Below are 24,926 nucleotides of genomic sequence, written 5' to 3'. Positions count from 1 at the left end.
ATAACAACGATGGCGATCAAAAAGTTGCTCATAGCGTCGCTGCTGTTTGGCAGCGCCACCGTATACGGTGCAGACGGTTTCGTAGTGAAAGATATTCATTTCGAAGGCCTGCAGCGAGTTGCCGTCGGTGCGGCGTTACTCAATATGCCGGTTCGCGTAGGTGATACAATCACCGACGACGACATCAGTAATACCATTCGTGCATTGTTTGCCACTGGCAACTTTGAGGACGTTCGCGTCCTACGTGATGGTAATACTCTGATTGTTCAGGTCAAAGAGCGCCCTACAATCGCCAGCATCACTTTCTCCGGCAACAAATCGGTGAAAGATGACATGCTTAAAGAAAATCTGGAAGCCTCTGGCGTCCGGGTTGGCGAAGCGCTGGACCGGACCACACTCACCAGCATTGAAAAAGGTCTTGAAGATTTCTACTACAGCGTTGGTAAATACAGCGCCTCGGTGAAAGCCGTTGTCACGCCTTTACCGCGTAACCGTGTCGACCTGAAGCTGGTCTTCACCGAAGGTATGTCTGCTAAAATTCAGCAGATTAATATCGTTGGGAACCATGCATTCAGCACCGATGAATTGATTTCGCGCTTCCAGTTACGTGACGAAGTGCCTTGGTGGAACGTGGTCGGCGACCGCAAATACCAGAAACAAAAACTGGCAGGCGATCTTGAAACCTTGCGTAGTTTCTATCTGGATCGCGGTTATGCGCGTTTCAATATTGATTCGACTCAGGTCAGCCTGACTCCGGATAAGAAAGGTATTTATATCACCCTCAACATTACCGAAGGCGATCAGTACAAGCTTTCCGGTGTTGAAGTGAATGGCAGCATGGCTGGGCATTCTGCGGAAGTAGAAAGCCTGACAAAAATTGAAAAAGGTGAGCTTTATAACGGCGCTAAAGTAACCAAGATGGAAAACGACATCAAGCAAATGCTGGGTCGTTATGGTTACGCTTATCCGCGCGTCCAAACTCAGCCGGAAATCAATGATGCCGATAAAACCGTTAAACTGCATGTGAGCGTAGATGCCGGTAACCGGTACTATGTTCGTCACGTACGTTTTGAAGGTAATGACACCAGTAAAGACAGCGTTCTGCGTCGCGAAATGCGTCAGATGGAAGGCGCTTGGTTGGGCAACGATCTGGTTGATAAAGGTAAAGAGCGTCTTAATCGCTTAGGGTATTTCGATACCGTTGATGTTGATACACAACGTGTTCCAGGGACTCCGGATCAGGTTGATGTCGTCTACAAAGTGAAAGAACGCAACACCGGTACTTTCAACTTTGGTGTGGGCTACGGTACTGAGAGTGGCGTCAGTTTCCAGGCGGGTGTCCAACAGGACAACTGGCTGGGTACGGGTAACTCAGTGGGTATCAGCGGCACCAAAAACGATTATCAGACCTATGCGGAATTCACGATCACTGACCCGTACTTTACCGTTGATGGTGTGAGCCTGGGCGGGCGTGTCTTCTACAATAACTTTAAAGCTGATAACGCCGATCTGTCTGACTATACCAACAAAAGCTATGGTTTAGGCGGAACACTGGGCTTCCCGATCAACGAAAACAACTCGTTGCGCCTTGGCCTGGATTACGTACATAACGACCTGTCCAATATGGAACCTCAGGTTAGTATGTTCAGATACCTGAATTCAGTAGGGATTAACCCACCGGTTACGGTGGGTACCAATACCACGTCGGATTCCAACTTCAGTGCGAATGACTTCTTTGCCAACCTTGGCTGGGGTTACAACAATCTGGATCGCGGTTACTTCCCGACCTCCGGTACTAAAGCCAGCTTGAATGGTAAAGTGACCGTTCCAGGTTCTGATAATGAGTATTACAAAATCACGTTCGACTCAACCAGCTATATGCCGTTGAGCGAAAGCCGCAACTGGGTGCTGATGGGGCGTGCGCGTGCAGGCTATGCAGATGGCTTAGGTGGTAAAGAAGTGCCGTTCTACGACAACTTCTATGCCGGCGGCTCCAGCAGCGTCCGTGGCTTCCAGTCGAATACTATTGGTCCTAAGGCGGCATATTATAATTGTGCCGCCGGTAGTGCTTCTTACAGCAACTGTGCGGTTAATAACTCGGACGATGCTGTTGGTGGTAACGCGATGGCTATTTTGAGTGCTGAACTGATCGTTCCTACACCGTTCATCAGCGAAAAATATGCTAACTCTGTACGTACTTCATTGTTTGTTGATGGCGGTACCGTATGGGATACATCGTGGAAGAATACAGCACAAACTGAAGCGGCTGGCGTACCTGATTACAGTAAACCAGACAACTTCCGTGTTTCGTCAGGTGTTGCGCTGCAGTGGATGTCTCCACTGGGACCATTGGTCTTCTCTTACGCGCAACCGGTTAAGAAATACGACGGTGATAAAGCGGAACAGTTCCAATTTAACATCGGTAAAACGTGGTAATACGTTGGGTGATCTAAGCCTTTACGCAGGAATCGCAAAGGTTTGAGCTTGCCTCAACTCACGGGTGTATCGCCCGTGAGTTGTTTTTCAACTCATGCTTATTGTGTACTTATCGTGCCATATGGCACAAACGGGTGATGGAAGGAGTTCTATAGTGAAAAAGTGGTTATATGCCGCCGGCCTAGGCTTAGTTATGGCTTCTTCAGCAAGCGTTCAAGCTGCTGACAAAATTGCTGTTGTTAACGTCCAAAGTATTTTCCAACAAATGCCAGCACGTGATGCTGTAGCAAAACAGTTGGAAAATGAGTTCAAAGGTCGTGCAACTCAGTTGCAGTCTCAAGAGCGTGATCTGCAGAGCAAAATGCAGAAATTGCAGCGTGATGGCTCAACCATGAAAGCCAGCGATCGCAGCAAGCTTGAAAAAGACGTTATGGCTCAACGCGAAACTTTCTCTACGAAAGCTCAGGCTTTTGAACAGGATAACCGTCGTCGCCAGGCTGAAGAACGTAATAAAATCCTGAGCCGTATTCAGGATGCTGTTAAAACTGTTGCCAGCAAAGAAGGTTACGATGTTGTAATAGATGCTAACGCTGTGGCTTACGCTAACAGTGACAAAGACATCACTGCTGATGTGCTGAAACAGGTTAAATAACATGTCTTCAATTCGACTGGCTGATCTCGCACAGCAGTTGGATGCACAATTGCACGGTGATGGCGATCTCGTCATCACCGGCATTGCTTCAATGCATTCCGCACACTCTGAGCAAATCACGTTTTTATCAAACAGCCGTTACCGTGAACAGTTAGCTACCTGCGCTGCAGGGGCCGTAGTGTTGACCGAAGCGGATCTGCCATTTTGCCAAGCTGCGGCATTAGTGGTTAAAAACCCTTACCTGACTTACGCACGTATGGCGCAGTTGCTCGACACTACGCCGGCTCCCGCACAGGATATCGCTGCGAGTGCGGTCATTTCTGACAGCGCAATCTTAGGTAAGCATATCTCGGTAGGCGCGAATGCAGTGATCGAGTCTGGCGTTGTTCTTGGCGATAATGTGGTTATCGGCGCCGGCTGTTTCATTGGTAAGAATGCAAAGTTAGGTGCAGGAACGCGTATTTGGGCGAATGTATCTATTTATCATAATGTTGAAGTGGGTGAGGCTTGCCTTATCCAGTCTGGTACCGTCATCGGTGCCGATGGTTTTGGTTATGCCAATGACCGTGGCAATTGGATTAAAATCCCGCAACTCGGTACGGTTTTAATTGGTGATCGCGTTGAAATTGGTGCTTGTACCACAATCGATCGCGGTGCGCTTGACGATACCATAATTGGCAACGGTGTCATCATCGACAACCAATGTCAGATTGCGCACAACGTCGTGATTGGAGACAATACGGCGGTTGCTGGTGGTGTCATTATGGCCGGTAGTCTGAAAATTGGACGCTACTGCCAGATAGGTGGAGCCAGTGTTATCAATGGTCACATGGAGATTTGTGACAAGGCCGTGGTAACCGGAATGGGAATGGTGATGAGGCCAATCACTGAACCTGGGGTATACTCCTCCGGTATTCCGTTACAGCCGAATAAAGTGTGGCGTAAAACCGCTGCGTTGGTAATGAATATCGATGAGATGAATAAGCGCTTGAAAGCTGTCGAGCGTAAAATCGAAGAAGACTAAGTTACCGACTACTGTGTTGCTGGGACTTGGCGCTGAATGCCATATCCGGTAGTACAAGTTTCTATTTGCGGCCTGCCTAATGACCCTCTTTGAGGATCAAGCAGGCCGTGTTATTGATGCCATCAGTTTTTAGACAGGAAGAGTATTTTGACAACTGACACTCATACTCTGCGTATTGAAGAGATATTGGATCTGCTACCACACCGTTATCCATTCTTACTGGTTGACCGCGTGCTGGATTTCGAAAAAGGGAAGTTTTTACGCGCAGTGAAAAACGTTTCTTTCAATGAACCGTTCTTCCAGGGCCATTTCCCGGGCAAACCTATTTTCCCAGGCGTGTTGATTCTTGAAGCGATGGCGCAGGCTACCGGTATCTTAGCGTTCAAAAGCGCAGGTAAATTAGAACCGGGTGAGCTGTACTATTTTGCCGCCATTGATGATGCGCGTTTCAAACGTCCGGTATTGCCGGGTGACCAGATGATTCTTGAAGTTGAATTTATTAAAGAGCGCCGTGGCGTTGCTCGATTTAAAGGTGTCGCTAAAGTAGATGGTGAGATTGCTTGCGAGGCATCAATGATGTGCGCCCGCCGCCGGGAGGCTTAATACGTGATAGATAAAACCGCCTTTATTCATCCAAGCGCTATTGTTGAAGACGGTGCCGTTATCGGTGCCGGTGTTCATATCGGTCCTTTTTGTTATGTCGGTTCCCAGGTGGAAATCGGTGAAGGTACTGAGCTTAAATCACACGTTGTTCTCAATGGCGTGACCAAAATTGGTCGCGACAACCGCATTTTCCAGTTCGTTTCCATTGGTGAAATTAACCAAGATCTGAAATATGCGGGCGAACCAACACGCGTTGAAGTCGGCGATCGCAACAATATTCGTGAGAGCGTTACCATTCATCGTGGTACCGTTCAGGGCGGTGGCTTGACCAAAGTGGGTAACGATAACCTGTTAATGGTTAACGCACATATTGCCCACGATTGCGTCATAGGGAATCATTGTATTCTGGCTAATAACGCGACGTTAGGTGGCCATGTCGAAATTGACGATCACGCTATCATTGGTGGTATGACCGCTGTGCATCAGTTCTGTATTATCGGCGCACACGTGATGGTCGGTGGCTGTTCTGGTGTGGCTCAGGACGTACCGCCGTTTGTTATTGCTCAGGGTAACCACGCGACACCATTCGGTATTAATATCGAAGGGCTGAAGCGTCGTGGTTTCGATAAGCCTTCACTGCACGCCATCCGTAACGCTTACAAATTATTGTACCGTAGCGGAAAAACGCTGGAAGAGGCCCAACCCGAAATAGCTGAAATTGCCGCAGAATTCCCGGCAGCCAAGCCCTTTAGTGATTTCTTTGCCCGTTCTACACGCGGCATTATCCGCTGACAGGTTGGTCATTCGGTAAACTCTTTATTGGGCAAACTCTTTATTGGGTAAATAAGCGGTAAATAATGCAAAAGCCTTTTCTGACGATCGGCCTGGTGGCCGGTGAAACATCCGGTGATATTCTTGGTGCAGGCTTGATTCGCGCCTTGAAGAAATACCATCCTGACGCCCGTTTTGTCGGTGTCGCTGGCCCGCTAATGCAGGCCGAAGGGTGTGAAGCCTGGTACGAAATGGAAGAATTGGCTGTCATGGGCGTGGTAGAGGTTCTCGAACGTTTGCCGCGCCTGTTGAAAATCCGCAAAGACTTGACTCAGCGTTTCTCTGCACTAAAACCTGATGTGTTCGTGGGTATTGACGCTCCTGACTTCAATATCACCCTTGAAGGACGTCTGAAGCAGCACGGTATTCGTACCATCCATTATGTCAGCCCTTCCGTCTGGGCCTGGCGACAAAAGCGTGTTTTCAAAATTGGGAAAGCCACCGATATGGTGCTGGCGTTTCTGCCTTTTGAAAAAGCGTTTTATGATAAATTCAACGTTCCCTGCCGTTTTATCGGCCACACGATGGCTGACTCTATGCCGCTGCAGCCTGATAAACCGGCGGCGCGCGCAGCATTAGGTATTCCTGCGGACGTACATTGTCTGGCGTTGCTACCGGGCAGTCGTCACGCCGAAGTGGAAATGCTCAGTGCGGACTTCCTCAAAACGGCGTTACAGCTGCGTCAGAGTTACCCTGACTTGCATATCGTGGTGCCGCTGGTCAACGCCAAGCGGCGTGAGCAGTTTGAGCGTATTAAAGCTGATATTGCCCCTGACTTGCCTGCGCATTTGCTGGACGGACAGGCGCGGAATGCGATGATCGCCAGCGATGCCGCATTGCTGGCTTCGGGTACGGCAGCCCTTGAGTGCATGCTGGCAAAATGTCCGATGGTGGTCGGTTATCGCATGAAACCTTTCACTTACTGGATTGCGGAACGACTGGTGAAAACGCCTTACGTTTCATTGCCAAATCTGCTGGCTGGACGTGAAATTGTCACCGAGCTTCTGCAAACCGAATGCGTTCCGGATAAATTGTCAGCCGCACTGTTGCCACTATTAGCCGGTGGCGAACAGAGCCACGAGTTGCAGAAAACCTTCCTGACACTGCATGAAAGTATTCGTTGTGATGCCGATGAACAGGCTGCTCAGGCAGTGATGGAACTAGCAAAACGATGAGCGATATTTTTATCTACCCGCAGGCGCTATACATTGCAGGTGTGGATGAAGTGGGTCGCGGACCGTTAGTCGGTGCCGTTGTCACTGCTGCGGTTATCCTTGATCCTGCAAGGCCTATCGTCGGTCTTGCGGACTCTAAAAAACTCAGTGAGAAACGTCGCGAAGTCCTGTATATCGAAATTACAGAGAAAGCGCTGGCCTGGAGTTTAGGGCGTGCTGAGCCACATGAAATCGATGAGCTGAATATTCTGCATGCCACGATGCTGGCCATGCAAAGAGCGGTGGCAGGTCTTGGTATCACGCCTGATATGGTGTTAATTGACGGCAACCGTTGTCCGGTATTGCCAATGGCCTCTCAGGCCGTGGTCAAGGGCGACAGTAAAGTTGCGGAAATCAGCGCAGCCTCTATTTTAGCTAAAGTGACACGTGATCGTGAGATGGTCGAGCTAGATCGTCAGTTCCCTGAATACGGTTTTGCCAAGCATAAAGGCTATCCGACCCCAGTTCATCTCGAAAGTCTATCGAGGCTGGGGGCCACGTTGCACCACCGACGCAGTTTCGCGCCGGTCAAACGTGTGCTGGGTCTGGCTTAGCTCGTGCTTTTTCGCGTTAGCCACAATAGTTTGTCATTCCGACAATCGTTCATTCATTACTCATTTCTGGACTCTGGATATGGCCGAACCTCGTTTTATTCATCTTCGTGTACACAGTGACTACTCCATGGTGGATGGATTAGCCAAAGTGGGGCCGTTGGTGAAATGTGCGGCGTCGCTCGGCATGCCTGCGCTGGCCATTACCGACTTTACTAACCTTTGCGGACTGGTGAAATTCTACGGTTCTGCTCACGGAGCGGGGATTAAGCCGGTTATCGGCGCAGATTTCAACGTGCAAAGTGAGATCCTCGGCGACGAGCTGGCTCAGTTGACCGTGCTGGCGATGAACAATCAGGGCTATCAGAATCTTACCCTGCTTATCTCACGGGCTTATCAACGTGGCTATGGCGCCGCAGGGCCGATCATTGACCGTGAATGGCTGGCAGAGTTAAACGAAGGCTTGATTCTGCTTTCTGGCGCAAAAATGGGGGATGTCGGTAAATTCCTTATCCGTGGCAATCAGCCTCAGGTTGAGCAATGCCTGGCGTTTTACCAGCACTATTTTGCAGACCGCTATTATCTTGAACTGATCCGCACCGGCCGTCCTGAAGAAGAGAACTATCTTCATGCCGCTGTGGCGTTAGCGGCTGAGCGCGATCTGCCGGTTGTTGCTACCAATGACGTACGTTTTCTGGTGCCAGGTGATTTTGATGCCCATGAGATCCGCGTTGCTATTCATGATGGCTTCACCCTAGACGATCCTAAACGCCCACGGCATTACACGCCGCAGCAATATATGCGCAGTGAAGATGAGATGTGCGAGCTGTTCGAGGATATCCCTGAAGCTCTGCTTAACAGTGTAGAGATCGCCAAACGTTGTAACGTTACCATTCGCCTCGGTGAGTATTTCCTGCCTCAGTTCCCGACCGGAGATATGACCACTGAAGATTTCCTGGTTGCGAAATCAAGAGAGGGGCTGGAAGAGCGTCTGGAGTTTTTGTTCCCGGACCCGGAACAACGTACGCACAAGCGCCCTGAGTACGATGATCGTCTGGAACTCGAACTAAAAGTGATCAACCAGATGGGGTTCCCCGGTTACTTTCTGATCGTGATGGAGTTCATCCAGTGGTCCAAGGATAACGACGTGCCGGTAGGGCCAGGGCGTGGTTCAGGTGCCGGTTCTCTGGTGGCTTACGCGCTGAAAATCACGGATTTGGATCCGCTGGAATTTGACCTGCTGTTCGAACGTTTCCTCAACCCGGAACGTGTCTCCATGCCTGACTTCGACGTCGATTTCTGCATGGAAAAACGCGATCTGGTGATTGATCACGTTGCGGAAATGTACGGACGTGAAGCAGTTTCACAGATCATCACTTTCGGTACCATGGCGGCCAAAGCCGTGATCCGCGATGTCGGCCGTGTACTCGGCCATCCTTATGGTTTTGTCGACCGCATTTCAAAACTGGTGCCACCTGATCCGGGAATGACACTGGAAAAAGCCTTCGCCGCTGAGCCTCAACTGCCAGAAATTTATGAAGCAGATGAAGAGGTTCGTGCGCTCATCGACATGGCACGCAAGCTCGAAGGCGTTACCCGTAACGCCGGTAAACACGCCGGTGGTGTGGTGATTGCACCCACTAAAATTACTGACTTTGCGCCGCTGTACTGCGACGCTGAGGGCAACCATCCTGTTACCCAGTTCGATAAAAACGATGTGGAATATGCCGGGCTGGTGAAATTTGATTTCCTTGGCCTGCGTACCCTGACAATCATCGACTGGGCGCTGCGTATGATCAACGCCCGCCGGGCGAAAACAGGTCTGGGGCCTATCGACATCGCGGCAATTCCGCTGGTAGATAAGAAAAGCTTCGACATGCTGCAGCGTTCCGAAACGACTGCGGTATTCCAACTTGAATCACGCGGTATGAAGGACCTGATCAAACGCCTGAAGCCTGACTGTTTCGAAGACATGATCGCACTGGTTGCCCTGTTCCGCCCAGGCCCTTTGCAGTCCGGCATGGTGGATAACTTCATCGACCGTAAGCATGGCCGTGAAGAGCTCTCATACCCTGATATTCAGTGGCAGCACGAATCCCTGAAGCCCGTGTTGGAGCCAACCTATGGCATTATCCTGTATCAGGAACAGGTTATGCAGATTGCTCAGGTACTGGCCGGATACTCGCTGGGCGGGGCGGACATGTTGCGTCGCGCCATGGGTAAAAAGAATCCGGTCGAAATGGCCAAACAGCGTGGTGGTTTCGAAGACGGTGCCAAGTCGCGCGGAATTGACGGCGAACTGGCGGTTAAAATCTTCGATTTGGTAGAAAAGTTCGCCGGTTATGGTTTTAACAAATCGCACTCCGCAGCTTATGCGCTGGTTTCCTATCAGACTTTATGGCTGAAAGCGCACTACCCGGCTGAGTTTATGGCAGCGGTAATGACCGCCGATATGGATAACACCGAGAAGGTGGTCGGCCTGGTGGACGAATGCTGGCGCATGGGGCTTAAGATCCTCCCACCAGATATCAACAGCGGCTTGTATCACTTCCACGTCAATGATGAGGGAGAGATCGTTTACGGCATCGGTGCTATCAAAGGCGTGGGTGAAGGCCCGATTGAAGCGATTATCGAAGCGCGTAATGAAGGCGGTTATTTCAAAGAGTTGTTTGATCTCTGCGCACGCGCCGATGTGAAAAAACTCAATAAACGCATCCTTGAAAAACTGATTATGTCCGGTGCGTTTGACCGCCTGGGCCCGCATCGTGCAGCATTGATGAGTTCGTTACCGGATGCGCTGAAAGCCGCCGATCAACATGCTAAGGCGGAAGCCATTGGTCAGGTTGATATGTTTGGCGTACTGGCTGAAGCACCTGAGCAGGTTGAGAAGTCCTATGCTAATGTTACGCCGTGGCCAGAGCAGACGGTATTGGATGGCGAGCGTGAAACCTTAGGGCTCTACCTCACCGGACATCCCATCACCCAATATTTGAAAGAAATCGAGCGTTATGGTGGTGGCCAGCGTCTGAAAGATATGCATCCGACCGATCGGGGTAAAATGACTATCGCCGTTGGGCTGGTTATTGCTGCAAGGGTGATGATAACCAAGCGTGGAAATCGCATTGGTATCTGTACGCTGGATGACCGCTCAGGGCGTCTCGAAGTGATGCTGTTCACCGAAGCTTTGGAAAAATTTCAGCATTTATTGGAAAAAGACCGTATCCTTATCGCGACAGGACAGGTCAGCTTTGATGACTTCAGCGGTGGCCTTAAAATGATGGCCCGCGATGTTATGGACATCAGTGAAGCACGGGAAAAATATGCTCGCGGTCTTGCTATCTCGCTGACTGACAGGCAAATTGATGACCAGCTTTTGAACCGTCTCCGCCAATCGTTGGAACCACATCGATCGGGGACGATACCAGTACATCTCTACTACCAACGAGAAAATGCGCGTGCCCGGCTACGATTCGGTGCGTCATGGCGTGTAACGCCAACTGATAAACTGTTGCTAGATCTGCGGATGCTTGTAGGTACTGAGCAGGTGGAACTGGAATTTGACTAAAATAGGAATGCTATGAGTCTGAATTTTCTTGATTTTGAACAGCCGATTGCGGAGCTTGAAGCGAAAATTGACTCGCTGACAGCAGTCAGCCGTCAAGACGAAAAATTGGATATTAATCTGGACGAGGAAGTTGAACGCCTGCGTGAGAAAAGCGTTGAACTGACTCGTAAGATTTTCTCTGATCTGGGTGCCTGGCAGATTGCCCAACTGGCACGCCATCCGCGTCGTCCTTACACCCTTGACTACATCAAACATATTTTTACCGATTTTGATGAGCTGGCGGGTGATCGCGCATACGCCGATGATAAAGCTATTGTTGGTGGTATCGCGCGTCTGGGTGAACGTGCCGTGATGATCATTGGTCATCAGAAAGGCCGAGAAACCAAAGAAAAAATTCGTCGCAACTTCGGTATGCCAGCACCTGAAGGCTATCGTAAAGCACTGCGTTTGATGGAAATGGCTGAGCGTTTCAAGCTGCCCATCATTACCTTCATCGACACGCCGGGAGCTTATCCGGGCGTTGGCGCTGAGGAACGCGGACAGTCTGAGGCCATCGCGCACAACCTGCGCGAAATGTCCCGTCTGAACGTGCCAGTGATCTGCACCGTAATTGGTGAAGGTGGCTCAGGCGGCGCGTTGGCTATCGGTGTGGGTGATAAAGTTAACATGCTGCAATACAGCACCTATTCGGTGATTTCACCAGAAGGTTGTGCCTCGATCCTGTGGAAAAGCGCGGATAAAGCCCCTTTAGCTGCCGAAGCAATGGGTATTGTTGCGACGCGTCTGAAAGAGCTTAAATTGATTGACTCGGTGATCCCTGAACCACTGGGCGGCGCGCATCGTGACGTCCCTGCCATGGCAGCTTCGTTACGTGCACAGCTGGAAGCCGATCTCAGCGATCTGGATGTGCTGAATAATGAAGAACTGCGCAACCGTCGTTATCAGCGTTTGATGAATTACGGTTATTGCTGAGTTTCATCCAGGCATCTAAAAACTCCGAAAGGCCGTGCTTGCACGGCCTTTTTTATTAGAAGGATTTGTCAGATGAATATTCTCGCTATCATGCGCCCGGAAGGGGCCTACTACAAAGATGAGCCAATCCGCGAACTGGATCAGGCGCTGACTAGCCTTGGCTTCAAAACAGTTTATCCACGGGACAATGCCGATCTTCTCAAACTGATCGAAAATAACGCCCGTATTTGTGGTGCCATTTTTGACTGGGACCAGCACAGCAACGAGCTGTGCACTGAAATTAACGAGCTGAATGAATACCTGCCTTTGTACGGTTTTATCAACACCCATTCGTCACTTGATGTCACCGTAAACGATATGCGCATGGTGCTCTATTTCTTCGAATATGCCCTGAATGCAGCCGATGACATTGCTAAACGTATCCGACAATATACCGACGAGTACATTGACACTATCACGCCTCCGCTGACCAAAGCTCTGTTTCGCTATGTCGAAGAGGGCAAATATACGTTCTGTACGCCGGGGCATATGGCGGGAACGGCTTTCTTAAAGAGTCCGGTTGGCACGCTTTTTTATGATTTTTTTGGCGCGAAAACGCTAAAGGCTGACGTCTCTATTTCGGTCACCGAACTTGGCTCGCTGCTGGATCACACCGGCCCACATCTCGAGGCGGAGGAGTATATCGCCCGAACATTTGGCGCAGAGCAGAGCTATATCGTTACCAATGGCACGTCGACCGCTAACAAAATTGTTGGCATGTACGCGGCTCACGCTGGAAGTACGGTATTGATTGATCGCAATTGCCATAAATCGCTGACGCATCTGATGATGATGACCAACGTGGTACCGATTTATCTGTGCCCAAACCGCAATGCTTACGGCATTCTGGGCGGTATTCCGCAGCGAGAATTTACCCGTGAAAGTATTGAGGCGAAAATTGCCCTGACGCAGAATGCAACCTGGCCAGTACATGCGGTGATCACCAACTCCACCTATGATGGGCTGCTCTACAACACGGACTACATTAAGAAAACGCTTGATGTCGCCTCTATTCACTTTGACTCAGCCTGGGTGCCTTACACCAATTTTCACCCAATTTATGCCGGGAAAAGTGGCATGAGCGGCGAGCGGATAGCCGGAAAAGTGATTTATGAAACGCAATCCACGCATAAATTACTGGCGGCTTTTTCACAAGCCTCAATGATCCATATTAAAGGTGATTACGACGAAAGCACCTTCAATGAAGCTTACATGATGCACACCACGACATCGCCTAACTACGGTATTGTGGCCTCGGCTGAGACCGCGGCGGCTATGCTACGTGGCAATCCGGGTCGTCGTTTAATCAACCGTTCGGTTGAACGCGCGCTACACTTTCGTAAAGAGATCCAACGCTTGCGTGAGGAGACTGAAGGTTGGTTCTACGACATATGGCAGCCTGAAGAGATCGACGAAGCCGAGTGTTGGCCGCTCAATCCCGATCAAAACTGGCATGGCTTTGCTAATGCAGACACCGATCATATGTATCTGGATCCCATCAAAGTGACGATTCTGACACCGGGCATGGACGAACAGGGACAGCTCGGGCCTGAGGGGATCCCGGCGGCTTTGGTGGCGAAATTCCTCGATGAACGTGGCGTGGTAGTTGAGAAAACCGGGCCTTACAATTTACTGTTCCTATTTAGCATCGGCATCGACAAAACGAAATCCATGAGTTTGATGCGTGGGCTGACGGACTTTAAGCGTGGTTACGATCTGAATTTGCGCGTTAAGAATATGCTGCCGGATCTCTACGCCGAGGATCCTGATTTTTACCGGCATATGCGCATTCAGGATCTGGCACAGGGCATTCATAAGCTGATCCGTAAACACGATCTGCCCAGCCTGATGGTTAGGGCGTTTGATGTGCTGCCAGAAATGATCATGACGCCTTACGACATGTTCCAGCATCAGGTGCGTGGTCACATAGAAGAGTGCGAAATTGGTGATTTGGTTGGCAAGGTTGCGGCGAATATGATCCTGCCTTATCCGCCGGGTGTGCCGGTGGTGATGCCCGGAGAGATGATCACGCAGCAGAGCCGCGCCGTACTGGATTTCCTGATTATGCTCTGTTCCATTGGGGAACATTATCCGGGCTTTGAAACCGACATTCACGGCGCCAAACTTACGGAAGATGGCCGGTATTTGGTGAAGGTTCTCAAACTGCCTGCCGCATAAGTCCTATAGCGCAGTCTGAGCCCCGTCATTCACAAGAACTGACAGGAATTGTTATGCTTAATTTACGCCAGATTCACCATATTGCGATCATCGCTTCGGACTATGTCCGCAGCAAAGCTTTCTATTGCGATGTGTTGGGTTTTACTCTGCTGGATGAGTTTTATCGTGAAGAGCGGGACTCGTGGAAAGCCGATTTGGCCCTCAATGGACAATACACTATTGAGCTGTTCAGTTTTCCGCACCCTCCGGCGCGTGTTAGCGACCCTGAAGCCTGTGGTTTGCGCCATCTGGCCTTCAGCGTTGACGATATTGACTTGACGATTATCGGGCTAACCAGCGCGGGTGTAGCATGTGAACCCGTGCGGGTTGACCCTTATACATCCAGACGTTTTACTTTCTTCTGCGATCCCGATGGCTTGCCATTGGAACTTTACGAAATCAGCTGAACCACCATGAAGAAAAACCTTTCCCAAACGGGTGTGGCCGCTCATCTAGCGCGACAGGTCGGTGACGAACGTAAACTCTGTGTCGCCTTCAGTGGTGGGCTGGATTCCACCGTATTGCTGGCAGCGCTCGCACAGCTACGCGCAGGCCCATGCCCCGATCTTTCTCTGCGCGCTATCCATATCCATCACGGGCTGAGTAAGCTGGCCGATGATTGGGTGACGCACGCAGTGGCATTCTGCCAACAGTTACAGGTGCCTTTAGAAGTGATCTATGTCAGCCTTGATGTGAAGAGTGAGGGAATTGAAGCTGCGGCCAGAGCAGCCCGTTATCAGGCCTTTGCCGATCGTCTTACGGTTGGCGAAACGCTGCTTACCGCTCAGCATCTGGATGATCAGTGTGAAACTTTTTTGCTGGCGCTGAAACGGGGAAGTGGTCCGGCGGGTCTTTCGGCCATGGCCGCGCTATCTGACAATAAGGGCTATCCACTATTACGGCCTTTTTTGTCACTTTCCCGCCAGCAACTGGCGCAGTTTGCGACAGATGCTGGCCTTAAGTGGATTGAAGACGACAGCAACCAGGACGCGCGCTTTGATCGTAATTTTCTAAGGCTTAGTGTATTGCCAGCGCTTTATGCGCGCTGGCCGCATCTCCCGCAGGCGGTTTCCCGCAGTGCTACCCTGTGCGCAGAACAGGAAGCGTTACTGGATGAACTGCTGGGTGAATCCTTGCAAGTTTTAACAGACCACAGCAACGGCAGTCTGGACATTCCCGCTATGGCAGCGATGTCTGTACCGCGTCGTCAGGCCCTATTGCGCAGGTGGCTGGCGGAGCAGGGCGCGCGCATGCCTTCACGCGATCAGTTGCAGCGTATATGGGATGAAGTCGCTCTTAGCCGTGATGATGCCGAGCCTCAACTACAACTTCATCTTCTGAGCGTGCGTCGTTTCCGGCAGCGTTTATATCTTCTGCCGCCGATGGTTTCGTTAAAACAGACAGTCTTGCTCTGGGATACGGCTTCACCGCTGACCCTTCCTGATGGGCTCGGTCAGTTGCAGGCCAGTCAGGCATTTGCGCAAAGCGCTGAAGGTATCCGTCTTCCACGTGACGATGAACAGGTCAGCGTGCGTTTTCAGGCGCAGGGCAGAATTGAAAAAGTCGGGCGTCAGCATGCCAGGCAGAGTAAGAAGCTGTGGCAGGAACTCAATATCCCGCCGTGGCAGCGTGAACGTACGCCGCTGGTTTATTACAATGAACAATTGATGGCCGCACCGGGATTGTTTATTACTCGTCAGGCGCTGGCAGAAGATAATGCTTCACAATGGCAGATAGTTTGGCATCAGTAAGTTGTTTATAAACTATTTGATAATGAAGGCATTTAAGGTGTAAGTATCTGGCGGGCTATCCCGTCTCAGGGGCAGTAATGCGCGTTGCAGTGGGTGTGGTGCTATTATTCGGTCTGGTTAGTTCGCCGTTGCTGGCAGGCGGGAATATCGCGCAGGGACAGTCAAAGACAGCCAGTTGTGTGGCATGTCACGGGGCAAGCGGTAAGGCGACTAATCCTATTTATCCAAGCCTTGCAGGTCAAAACGAAGCCTATCTGGAGCGGGCAATGCACGCCTATAAAAAAGGCCAACGCAGTGGAGGACAAGCAGGAGTGATGCAGGCATTTACGTCATCACTGTCCGATGAGGATATCCGTGATTTGGCCGCTTATTACGCCAGCCTGACGCCGCTTAAATGACCCGCTCGCAAGAGAGCTTCTTGCAGAAATGCAAACGGGCAATCCTGAGATTGCCCGTTTAGCGCACACTGCCGGCCAGTATTATTCGATGCTGACCACCACGGTACCGATTTCCGGATGGATATAACTTTCAATATGGTCAAGGCGCAGATCGCGTTTTTCGCCGTTGATATTGACGACCAAATATTCGACTTTCTTGCGCATTAACAGTTCGCAGGCTTTTCCTTCAACGATTTCTCCGCTACGCAATGTTAACGTCAAAACCACATCATTATCGCAGGCGAGCTCAAGATTATCGTAGTCATCACAATTGATGGGTTGGTACTCATCATTCATCGACATAATCGCTCACCAATAAGTTAGCGGCGGCATAGGCCGCCTGTTCCCGGATGGAAGACGGAAGTTCGGCATTCGCTGCCACATCGTCCAATGCTTTCAACACACAGCCCAACGCATCGGGCACATAGCCGAGATCACCGCTGGCAATCTCCGCATATTTACGGCGTACAGATTCACAGTACTGTTGCATAGGTTCTCCTTAAAAGCATATCCCGCTGGGGTAATTATCGTATTGAAAGCCCAGAAAGATAAACTCTCAGTATCTACAGACTATAGCACAGGGAAGGTCCAGTTATTAGCGAGCAAATGCAGGTTTCTCGTTAGTTGAGAGTCAGTTAATCCATTGCAAAGTGGCGTTAAACTGGCCGCCTGACCCTGCTTTCAAGTACACTGTGCGTCTATTATCAAGAGGTTTCCAATGGCGTTAAAAGCGACGATCTACAAAGCGGTAATCAATATTGCAGATATGGACCGCAATTTTTTCTACGATGCGAACCTGACGCTGGCGCAGCACCCTTCAGAAACCGAACAGCGCATGATGTTGCGTTTACTGGCTTGGATCTGCCATGCCGATGAGCATCTTAGCTTTACCCGCGGACTGAGTGCAGAAGACGAGCCTGAAATCTGGCGGAAAAACGATCACAACGGCATTGAGTTATGGGTCGAACTTGGCTTGCCGGATGAGAAGCGCCTGAAAAAAGCCTGCAACCAGTCACGTCATGTGGTGCTGTATGTCTACAGTGAGCGGGCAGCCAAAGTCTGGTGGCCGTCAGTGCAGAATAAAGCGAACGGGTTCGGTAACCTGACGGTGCGTTTCATTGATGATGAATTACTGGCCCAACTTACGGCTTTCGCTAACCGCAGCATGACCTTGCAGGCAACGATCCAAGACGGCACTATTTGGCTTTCTGATGCTCAGAACAATTTGGAAATTCAATTTTCCGAATGGAAAGAGTCTGATGGGAAATAAGCAGGACATTAAGTGTGTTAATTCTTTCCGGTAAACTCGAACTTCCTGACAATGAAATTGAATTAACGGCCATCCGCGCTCAGGGTGCGGGCGGTCAGAACGTGAACAAAACCTCGACGGCAATTCATTTGCGCTTTGATATTAAAGCCTCAAGCCTGCCTGATTATTATAAAGAACGTTTGTTGGCGTTTAATCATCATTCGATAACCGCAGACGGGCTGGTGGTTATCAAAGCCCAGGAGTACCGCAGTCAGGAGCAAAATCGGGAAGCGGCTATCGCGCGTTTGAGCAGCCTGATTTCCCAGGCCATGGTGGTTGAAAAACCACGTCGTGCAACGAAACCGACCAAAGGGTCGAAAATCCGACGTGTGGAAGGCAAAGTGCGAAAAGGTGCGACAAAGGCATTGCGCGGTAAGATTCGCTAGTCTTAACAAGCTAAACAGTGGCAGCGTGAAGGATCTTTGACCACCTCGTAAAGCTAGATGCCAGTAAAACATGCCCTTGATTTACTGAGGTTAGTACCTGATGTAAAAATGCCCGCAATTAAGCGGGCATTTTTATTGGGACAGTGTCAAGCCTTGGCTGGGATCAATGCGGGATCTGACTCAGCAAATGATCAACAATATCGCTTTGCTTGATCATTAATTTCTCACCGGTACGGCGATTTTTGTATTCCAGCTCTTGCGCATCCAGATTTCGATCGCCGATAACCACCTGGTGCGGCACGCCGATCAGTTCCATATCCGCAAACATTACGCCCGGGCGCTCTTTACGATCGTCGAGGATCACATCAATGCCTTTGGCTCGCAGAGTCTGGTAAAGCTCTTCTGCAACGTCTTTAACGCGGAATGACTTGTGCATATTCATTGGCAGAATCGCTACCTGGAAAGGTGCAATCGCATCTGGCCAGATGATACCGCGCTCATCGTGGTTCTGTTCGATGGCCGCAGCTACTACGCGGGTTACACCGATGCCGTAACAGCCCATAGTCATGACCTGATTACGGCCATCTTCGCCCTGGACTGTGGCATTCATCGCTTCTGAATACTTGGTACCCAGTTGGAAAATATGACCTACTTCGATACCACGTTTAATCAGCAATGTACCCTGACCATCCGGGCTGGCATCCCCTTCCACCACGTTACGGATATCGGCAATTTGCGGCAGCGGTAGATCGCGCTCCCAGTTGATACCGAAATAGTGCTGGCCATCGATGTTAGCACCCGCGCTGAAATCGCTCATGGCAGCAACAGTGCGATCGGCCACAATTGGCATCGGCAGATTTACCGGGCCTAATGAACCTGGGCCTGCATTAACGATGGCGCGGATCTCGGCTTCAGTAGCAAAAGTTAGCGGAGAGGCAACGTAGAGCAGCTTCTCGGCTTTGACTTCGTTCAATTCGTGATCGCCGCGTACCAGCAGTGCAACCAACTTGTGGCCGCTCTCTTGCTTAGCATGCACCATCAGCGTTTTGACCGTTTTCTCAATCGGAGTCCGGAATTGCTCAACCAGTTCGGCGATGGTTTTAGCATCCGGTGTTGCGATCTGGCGCAGTTCTTCGGTGGCCGCCGCACGCGGTGCCGCGGGTGCTACCGCTTCAGCCAGTTCGATGTTGGCCGCATAGTCGGATTCGGTGGAGAAGATGATGTCATCTTCTCCACTTGATGCGAGTACCTGGAACTCATGAGATGCGCTACCGCCGATCGAGCCGGTATCAGCCTGCACAGCACGGAAATCCAGGCCCATACGGCTGAAAATTTTGCTGTAGGTCGCATACATGGTGTCGTAGGTTTCTTGCAAAGATTCCTGCGTAGTATGGAAAGAGTAGGAATCTTTCATGATGAATTCACGTGAGCGCATCACGCCAAAACGCGGACGAACTTCATCACGGAATTTAGTCTGGATCTGGAAGAAATTCAGCGGCAGTTGCTTATAAGAGCTGATCTCGTTACGGATCAGGTCAGTGATCACTTCTTCATGCGTCGGGCCAAGGACAAAGGCACGATCGCCGCGATCCACAAAGCGCAACAATTCAGGGCCATATTGCTCCCAGCGACCACTCTCCAGCCATAAGTCTGCAGGTTGTACCACCGGCATAGAGACTTCAATGGCACACGCGTTGTTCATCTCTTCGCGGACGATGTTTTCGACTTTACGAAGTACGCGCAAACCGGTTGGCAGCCAGACATAGAGACCTGATGCCAGTTTGCGGATCATCCCGGCACGTAACATCAGCTGATGGCTGATCACTTCGGCGTCGGCTGGCGTCTCTTTCAGTGTGGAGAGCAGATATTGAGTTGTACGCATGTTGTGTTGATTCCGTTAGCACTGCTAATTGCAATCGGGCTGTCATCGGGCAGCCAAAGCGTGAAAAGTTTCTTAGTTTACCAGCGACTGAGGGTTGTCAAAAGAGAAGGGATGGAAAATTAGTTTTTGTCGAGGGATAAGACCTGGTTCAATCCAGCAACAACGCGCCAGCGTACATTGAATTCCAACAAATTTACGGCGTAATCTCGTTCATTTTCCGAACCTTTACGGTAAGCAGGACGAGGATCCTGACCTAAAACCTGAGTAATAAAACGACGCAGGTGAGGATATTGCCGAAAATGTTCTGCCAATTGTTGCTCAGCCTGAGGCAGAAACTCCACCGGCATGTCTGAGTCTGGGGCATATTGGGCAAAGCCCGCACGCGCATCCGGATGACTCTCAGCAAAAGGCAGATAGGGCTTGATGTCCACTACTGGCGTGCCATCAACCAGATCGAGGCTCCCTAATTCCAGAACAACATTCTGGCCCTGACAACGAATTCCCTTTAGTTCGATCAACGACATCCCCAGTGGATTCGGCCTGAAGGTCGAGCGGGTCGCGAATACTCCGGTACGCGTATTACCGCCCAAGCGGGGAGGCCGAACGGTTGGGCGCCAGCCGCCATCCATGGTTTGATGAAAAATAAACATCACCCAGATGTGGCTAAATTCTTCAAGGCCTCGCACCGCCTCCGGCTGATTGTAAGGGGAGTGCAGATGCAGCTCTCCCCCTCCATCTTCAATCAAACCAGGCTGACGGGGGACAGCAAACTTCTCTTTATAGGGCGAATGAATGGTCCCTATTTGAGCGAAGGGAAATGAGGTCATTTAAAGGTAACGTTTAGCGCAGATCCCTGGCAAACAGCTTGTTGATGACAGCCAGGAACACCACTTAGAATCTGACACTGATGCAATAAGACGGCATTTGCTTTCATGTAAGAGGCTCGTGTCAGCATTCTTTTGCGGGCCGTTGCCAGACTTGGTGGAGAATCTTGTATGTCTGCCTGACAAGATTCTCCAGATACTTCACCTAAGTCGCGGAAAGGGGTGCCTACCAGTGCTTCAGCATCTTTGTACAATTTAACCGGTGCCGGGCGAACAGGAACGGGTTTTGGTTTAACGATTTTTGGTTCTACCGGAGTTGGCTGTACAGGAGCGATTGGCTGCGTCTTATGAGTCGCGGAACAACCAGCTAGCAAGAGAGCTAACAAACAGAGAGGTAAAGCACGCATGGTATATCCTCTGCTTTTACTATGTTAGGGGAATAATGTGGCGTTATTGAAGCAAGGTATTGAGAAAATAACAAGGCGAGCATAAGCCCGCCTTGTTATTTTTCTAAAAGAAATCTTAATAAAGGATTTCTTTTCAAGCTCAGCGATAGAAGAGTGAGAAGGCTTACCAGCCTTTCACTGCGCCACCGTTGAAGATTTTATTCGCCGCTGCATTTACTTCGTCTGACTGATAGGCCTGAACGAATTTCTTAACGTTCTCAGCATCTTTATTGTCTTCGCGAGCAACCAGCAGGTTCACATAAGGAGAGTTTTTATCTTCTACGAAGATACCGTCTTTCTCAGGCGTCAAACCAATCTGGCTTGCGTAAGTGGTGTTGATCACCGCCAGTGCAATTTTGTTGTCATCCAGTGAACGTGGTAGCTGTGGTGCTTCCAGTTCAACCAGTTTCAGATTTTTAGGGTTCTCAGTCACATCAAGTACGGTTGGCAACAGGCCAACGCCATCTTTCAGCTTGATCAAACCTTGTTTTTGCAGCAATAGCAGAGAACGTCCCAGATTAGTCGGGTCATTCGGTATGGCAATCTGGTCACCTTCCTTCAACTCATCAATAGATTTGATTTTCTTCGAGTAGCCGGCGATCGGATAAACAAAGCTATTGCCGACTGGAACCAGTTTGTAGCCGCGATCTTTGATCTGTTGATCCAAATAAGGCTTGTGCTGAAAAGCGTTAAGGTCGATATCTCCTTTGTTAAGCGCCTCGTTAGGCAGAACGTAGTCATTGAAGGTTACCAGCTCGACATCCAGCCCATATTTTTCTTTAGCTACTTTCTGTGCAACTTCGGCAACCTGCTGCTCAGCACCCACAATTACGCCCACTTTTATATGGTTTGGATCTTGTTCTTTAGGGCCGCATCCAACCAAAGCCAGCGTTCCCAGAAGCGCGCCAACCAACGCGATGGATTTAAATTTAGTAGACATGTCCTTTCCTCTATAAGCGGAGATAAATTATTCGCAATGTTTAGGTTACAGCTGTTGTTGCCTTACTTATGGGTAACCGCTTTAACGATACGGTCTCCACAGAATTGAATCAGATAAACCAGAACCACTAACAAAACTAATACAGTATTCATCACGGTGGCATCATAACCGATGTAACCGTACTGATAACCTATTTGCCCCAGACCGCCTGCACCCACAGCCCCCCCCATTGCTGAGTATCCCACCAGAGTGATCAATGTGATGGTTGCGGCATTCACCAGACCTGGTAATGCTTCGGGCACCAGCACTTTACGGATGATTTGCATTGGGGTTGCGCCCATTGCCCGGGCAGCTTCGACCAAACCACTCGGGATTTCCAGCAGAGCATTCTCAACCATACGGGCGATAAAGGGTGCTGCGCCTACGGTTAAAGGAACAATAGCCGCCTGCAGACCAATCGACGTTCCTACAATTAAACGGGTGAATGGAATCATCCACACTAATAGGATAATGAACGGGATCGAACGAAAAATATTCACCAGCGCCGACATAATGCGGTAAACCTTTTTATTCTCAGCGATCTGCCCCGGGCGGGTGACATATAAAAGCACACCGAACGGTAAACCCAGTACGAAGCCAAAGAAGCCGGAGGTCAGCGTCATTATTACTGTTTCCCAGATGCCCCGGCCCATTAACCACATCATTGCCTCAGACATAACCCAGTACCTCTACTTTAACTTGATTTTCATGCAGGAACTGAATGGCTGCCTGCGTACTGGCTTCTTCGCCATGCATTTCTGTCAACATGATGCCGAATTTAACACCGCCTGCGTAATCCATCTGCGCGCTAATAATGTTGTTGTTAATGTTGAAGCGGCGAACGACTTCAGATAACAGCGGTGCATCCACCGATTGACCTGTAAACTCAAGACGTAATAAAGGAACGCGACCCTCAGTGGGTTCGGCAATCAAACGATCCGCATAATCATCCGGAATATCAAGATGCAATGTGGACTGAATGAACTGCTGGGCCAGTGGTGTTTTAGGATGCGAGAACATTTCGCTGACTTTATCTTTCTCAATCAGTTTACCGTCACTGATCACTGCAACCTGATCGCAAATGCGTTTAACGACATCCATTTCATGGGTAATCAATAAAATGGTCAACCCCAAGCGACGGTTAATGTCTTTAAGTAATTCAAGAATGGAACGGGTCGTTGCAGGGTCCAGAGCGCTGGTGGCTTCATCACACAGCAAAACCTTGGGGTTACTGGCTAAAGCACGGGCGATCGCCACACGTTGTTTTTGGCCACCGGAAAGGTTGGCTGGGTAAACATCGTGCTTATCTTCCAGGCCAACCAGTTTCAGTAATTCCGCGACCCGCTTTTTAATCTCATCGGAAGAGAGGTTATCGAGCTCCAAAGGCAGTGCAATATTGCCGAACACTGTGCGGGAAGACAGCAAGTTAAAATGCTGGAAAATCATACCAATCTGGCGGCGGGCACGAGTCAATGCTTTCTCTGAAAAGGCCATCAAATCCTGGCCGTCGACCACCACGTGGCCTTCTGTCGGACGTTCCAACAAATTTACGCAACGGATCAACGTGCTTTTACCTGCGCCTGAAGAACCTATCACGCCATAAATCTGCCCAGCAGGGACGTGAAGGCTCACGTCAGAGAGCGCGACGATAGAGCGCGAACCCTGCTGAAACACTTTGGTGATGTTAGAAAGTTTAATCATATTCTTCTTATTCTATCTTTGGGACCGTGACTTAATGAAAGTAACGCTATGGCACAAGCCATAAGTATGTTGTGGATGCTAAGGCGTCTAGACGTCCAAGTCAACTGGGATAGCATTCTCACTCCCGCTTAAAACATGCAATACTATTCACTTAATCAGCTATCAGGAGCCAAGACGTGGCACAAACTGTTCCAGCAATTTTTTTAGATAGAGACGGTACCCTTAATGTTGATCACGGGTATGTCCATGAAATCGATGATTTCCAATTTATTGAAGGTGTAATAGAAGCCTGCCTGCAATTAAAGGAAATGGGTTTTGCTTTAGTGCTGGTCACTAACCAGTCTGGTATCGCGCGCGGTAAATTTACAGAAGAACAATTTATGCGCTTAACAGAGTGGATGGATTGGTCACTTGCAGACCGTGGCGTTGATTTGGATGGCATCTATTTTTGTCCTCATCATCCTGAAGGGGCGGTAGAATCTTTTACTCAGGTATGTGAATGCCGTAAGCCCATGCCTGGAATGTTCCTTCTTGCAAAAGATGAATTGAACATCGATATGTCAGCTTCCTATATGGTAGGTGATAAAATCGAAGACATGCAGGCGGCAGCGGCTGCTGGCGTGGGGCACAAAATATTGGTCAAAAGCGGTAAGCCGATTACCGCAGAAGGTGAAGCTTTGGCTGACGGCGTGCTTCCAAGCCTTGCAGAGCTACCTTCTTTCATCAAAAAAGCCGCTAAATAAGGCTTTATGAATAAAAAACAGGCAAACGGAATAAAACTGCATTTATTCGCTTGCCATTCCGTCCCGGCCCCCTATAATGCCGCTCCATCGACAGGGAACAACGTGAACAACATCACGGAGTAACCGGGTCGGAAAGATTAAAAACAGCGGCAACCGAATGAAATAAACGGTTGACACTGAAAGAGGAAAGCGTAGTATACGCCACCTCGAGTTGCCAAGAGAAAGCCGTAACTCACTGCTCTTTAACAATTTATCAGACAATCTGTGTGGGCACTCACAAGACGATATCAGCCACCTCGGTGGCAAAATAATATCAAGTCTTGAAGAGTGACCAAGCAGTAATTCATTTAGTTGAATTATTACG

The 24,926-nt window shown here is 49.9% G+C and carries 24 protein-coding genes; 16 read left to right on the top strand and 8 right to left on the bottom strand.

What is annotated here, in order from left to right; translation table 11 throughout:
- Positions 1-9: 9 nt before the first annotated feature.
- The 13 genes from bamA to ACMV8I_RS13445 all read left to right on the top strand — a co-directional run bounded on the left by bamA (position 10) and on the right by ACMV8I_RS13445 (position 16,253).
- A complete protein-coding gene (gene bamA / locus ACMV8I_RS13505) occupies positions 10-2,436 on the top strand; it encodes an outer membrane protein assembly factor BamA (RefSeq protein ID WP_498865729.1) in 2,427 nt (808 codons plus the stop codon).
- Between the two features lie 154 nt (positions 2,437-2,590).
- Positions 2,591-3,088, top strand: a complete 498-nt coding sequence (skp, locus tag ACMV8I_RS13500; RefSeq protein WP_498865728.1) for a molecular chaperone Skp — start codon at positions 2,591-2,593, stop codon at positions 3,086-3,088.
- A gap of 1 nt (position 3,089) precedes the next feature.
- Positions 3,090-4,112: a UDP-3-O-(3-hydroxymyristoyl)glucosamine N-acyltransferase gene (lpxD, locus tag ACMV8I_RS13495; protein WP_498865727.1), complete on the top strand. Its 1,023-nt coding sequence runs from the start codon at positions 3,090-3,092 to the stop codon at positions 4,110-4,112.
- Positions 4,113-4,259: 147 nt separating this feature from the next.
- Complete coding sequence (gene fabZ, locus ACMV8I_RS13490; RefSeq protein ID WP_498865726.1) at positions 4,260-4,715, top strand: 3-hydroxyacyl-ACP dehydratase FabZ; 456 nt, start codon at positions 4,260-4,262, stop codon at positions 4,713-4,715.
- 3 nt (positions 4,716-4,718) lie between these two features.
- Positions 4,719-5,507: an acyl-ACP--UDP-N-acetylglucosamine O-acyltransferase gene (lpxA, locus tag ACMV8I_RS13485; RefSeq protein WP_498865725.1), complete on the top strand. Its 789-nt coding sequence runs from the start codon at positions 4,719-4,721 to the stop codon at positions 5,505-5,507.
- A gap of 65 nt (positions 5,508-5,572) precedes the next feature.
- Positions 5,573-6,721 carry a lipid-A-disaccharide synthase gene (gene lpxB / locus ACMV8I_RS13480; RefSeq protein WP_498865724.1) on the top strand — a complete coding sequence of 383 codons (1,149 nt, stop codon included), beginning with the start codon at positions 5,573-5,575 and terminating at the stop codon, positions 6,719-6,721.
- Positions 6,718-7,314 carry a ribonuclease HII gene (gene rnhB / locus ACMV8I_RS13475; protein WP_498865723.1) on the top strand — a complete coding sequence of 199 codons (597 nt, stop codon included), beginning with the start codon at positions 6,718-6,720 and terminating at the stop codon, positions 7,312-7,314. The genes lpxB and rnhB overlap by 4 nt, the downstream gene beginning before the upstream one ends.
- 79 nt (positions 7,315-7,393) lie before the next feature.
- Positions 7,394-10,876: a DNA polymerase III subunit alpha gene (dnaE, locus tag ACMV8I_RS13470; protein WP_498865722.1), complete on the top strand. Its 3,483-nt coding sequence runs from the start codon at positions 7,394-7,396 to the stop codon at positions 10,874-10,876.
- A 12-nt stretch (positions 10,877-10,888) separates the two neighbouring features.
- Entirely contained in the window at positions 10,889-11,848 is a 960-nt protein-coding gene (gene accA, locus ACMV8I_RS13465; protein WP_498865721.1) for an acetyl-CoA carboxylase carboxyl transferase subunit alpha, read from the top strand.
- 72 nt (positions 11,849-11,920) lie between these two features.
- Positions 11,921-14,065, top strand: a complete 2,145-nt coding sequence (locus ACMV8I_RS13460; protein ID WP_498865720.1) for a lysine decarboxylase LdcC — start codon at positions 11,921-11,923, stop codon at positions 14,063-14,065.
- Positions 14,066-14,118: 53 nt separating this feature from the next.
- The gene (locus ACMV8I_RS13455; protein WP_498865719.1) at positions 14,119-14,511 is read left to right on the top strand and encodes a VOC family protein; all 393 of its coding nucleotides are present in this window, start codon (positions 14,119-14,121) and stop codon (positions 14,509-14,511) included.
- Positions 14,512-14,517: 6 nt separating this feature from the next.
- A complete protein-coding gene (gene tilS, locus ACMV8I_RS13450) occupies positions 14,518-15,855 on the top strand; it encodes a tRNA lysidine(34) synthetase TilS (RefSeq protein WP_498865718.1) in 1,338 nt (445 codons plus the stop codon).
- A gap of 77 nt (positions 15,856-15,932) precedes the next feature.
- Positions 15,933-16,253, top strand: coding sequence for a c-type cytochrome (locus ACMV8I_RS13445; RefSeq protein ID WP_498865717.1), 321 nt, complete (start codon positions 15,933-15,935; stop codon positions 16,251-16,253).
- An 81-nt stretch (positions 16,254-16,334) separates the two neighbouring features.
- On the opposite strand, the gene rof is transcribed toward ACMV8I_RS13445, so the two are convergent.
- Positions 16,335-16,595: a Rho-binding antiterminator gene (gene rof / locus ACMV8I_RS13440; RefSeq protein ID WP_498865716.1), complete on the bottom strand. Its 261-nt coding sequence runs from the start codon at positions 16,593-16,595 to the stop codon at positions 16,335-16,337.
- A complete protein-coding gene (locus tag ACMV8I_RS13435; protein ID WP_188475300.1) occupies positions 16,582-16,782 on the bottom strand; it encodes a YaeP family protein in 201 nt (66 codons plus the stop codon). Before ACMV8I_RS13435 ends, rof begins: the two co-directional genes overlap by 14 nt.
- A 228-nt stretch (positions 16,783-17,010) precedes the next feature.
- Here ACMV8I_RS13435 and ACMV8I_RS13430 point away from each other — a divergent pair, with 228 nt between their 5' ends.
- Positions 17,011-17,562 (top strand): YaeQ family protein, encoded by a 552-nt coding sequence (locus tag ACMV8I_RS13430; RefSeq protein ID WP_498865715.1) that lies wholly within the window; start codon positions 17,011-17,013, stop codon positions 17,560-17,562.
- Positions 17,563-17,576: 14 nt separating this feature from the next.
- Complete coding sequence (arfB, locus tag ACMV8I_RS13425) at positions 17,577-17,987, top strand: alternative ribosome rescue aminoacyl-tRNA hydrolase ArfB (RefSeq protein ID WP_498865714.1); 411 nt, start codon at positions 17,577-17,579, stop codon at positions 17,985-17,987.
- 163 nt (positions 17,988-18,150) lie between these two features.
- Here the strand turns inward: arfB and proS are convergent, their stop codons facing one another.
- From proS to metN, 6 genes are all read right to left on the bottom strand, one after another.
- Entirely contained in the window at positions 18,151-19,869 is a 1,719-nt protein-coding gene (gene proS / locus ACMV8I_RS13420) for a proline--tRNA ligase (RefSeq protein WP_498865713.1), read from the bottom strand.
- Positions 19,870-19,988: 119 nt separating this feature from the next.
- Positions 19,989-20,696 carry a tRNA (N6-threonylcarbamoyladenosine(37)-N6)-methyltransferase TrmO gene (tsaA, locus tag ACMV8I_RS13415; protein ID WP_498865712.1) on the bottom strand — a complete coding sequence of 236 codons (708 nt, stop codon included), beginning with the start codon at positions 20,694-20,696 and terminating at the stop codon, positions 19,989-19,991.
- Positions 20,693-21,100 (bottom strand): envelope stress sensor lipoprotein RcsF, encoded by a 408-nt coding sequence (gene rcsF / locus ACMV8I_RS13410; protein ID WP_497231215.1) that lies wholly within the window; start codon positions 21,098-21,100, stop codon positions 20,693-20,695. The genes tsaA and rcsF overlap by 4 nt, the downstream gene beginning before the upstream one ends.
- A 163-nt stretch (positions 21,101-21,263) precedes the next feature.
- Positions 21,264-22,079 (bottom strand): methionine ABC transporter substrate-binding lipoprotein MetQ, encoded by an 816-nt coding sequence (locus ACMV8I_RS13405; RefSeq protein ID WP_497231216.1) that lies wholly within the window; start codon positions 22,077-22,079, stop codon positions 21,264-21,266.
- A gap of 62 nt (positions 22,080-22,141) precedes the next feature.
- On the bottom strand, positions 22,142-22,795 hold the full coding sequence (locus ACMV8I_RS13400; RefSeq protein WP_498865711.1) for a methionine ABC transporter permease MetI: 654 nt from the start codon (positions 22,793-22,795) through the stop codon (positions 22,142-22,144).
- A complete protein-coding gene (gene metN / locus ACMV8I_RS13395) occupies positions 22,788-23,819 on the bottom strand; it encodes a methionine ABC transporter ATP-binding protein MetN (protein ID WP_498865710.1) in 1,032 nt (343 codons plus the stop codon). Before metN ends, ACMV8I_RS13400 begins: the two co-directional genes overlap by 8 nt.
- A gap of 176 nt (positions 23,820-23,995) precedes the next feature.
- On the opposite strand from metN, the gene gmhB reads away from it, so the two are divergent.
- Positions 23,996-24,562 (top strand): D-glycero-beta-D-manno-heptose 1,7-bisphosphate 7-phosphatase, encoded by a 567-nt coding sequence (gmhB, locus tag ACMV8I_RS13390; protein WP_498865709.1) that lies wholly within the window; start codon positions 23,996-23,998, stop codon positions 24,560-24,562.
- Positions 24,563-24,926 lie beyond the last annotated feature (364 nt).

This window comes from Ewingella sp. S1.OA.A_B6, assembly GCF_049889095.1.
In the GTDB taxonomy this organism is placed as follows: Bacteria; Pseudomonadota; Gammaproteobacteria; order Enterobacterales; family Enterobacteriaceae; genus Ewingella.
The sequence above is the reverse complement of the archived record's forward strand: the minus strand, read 5'-3'. Positions and strand labels throughout refer to the sequence as shown.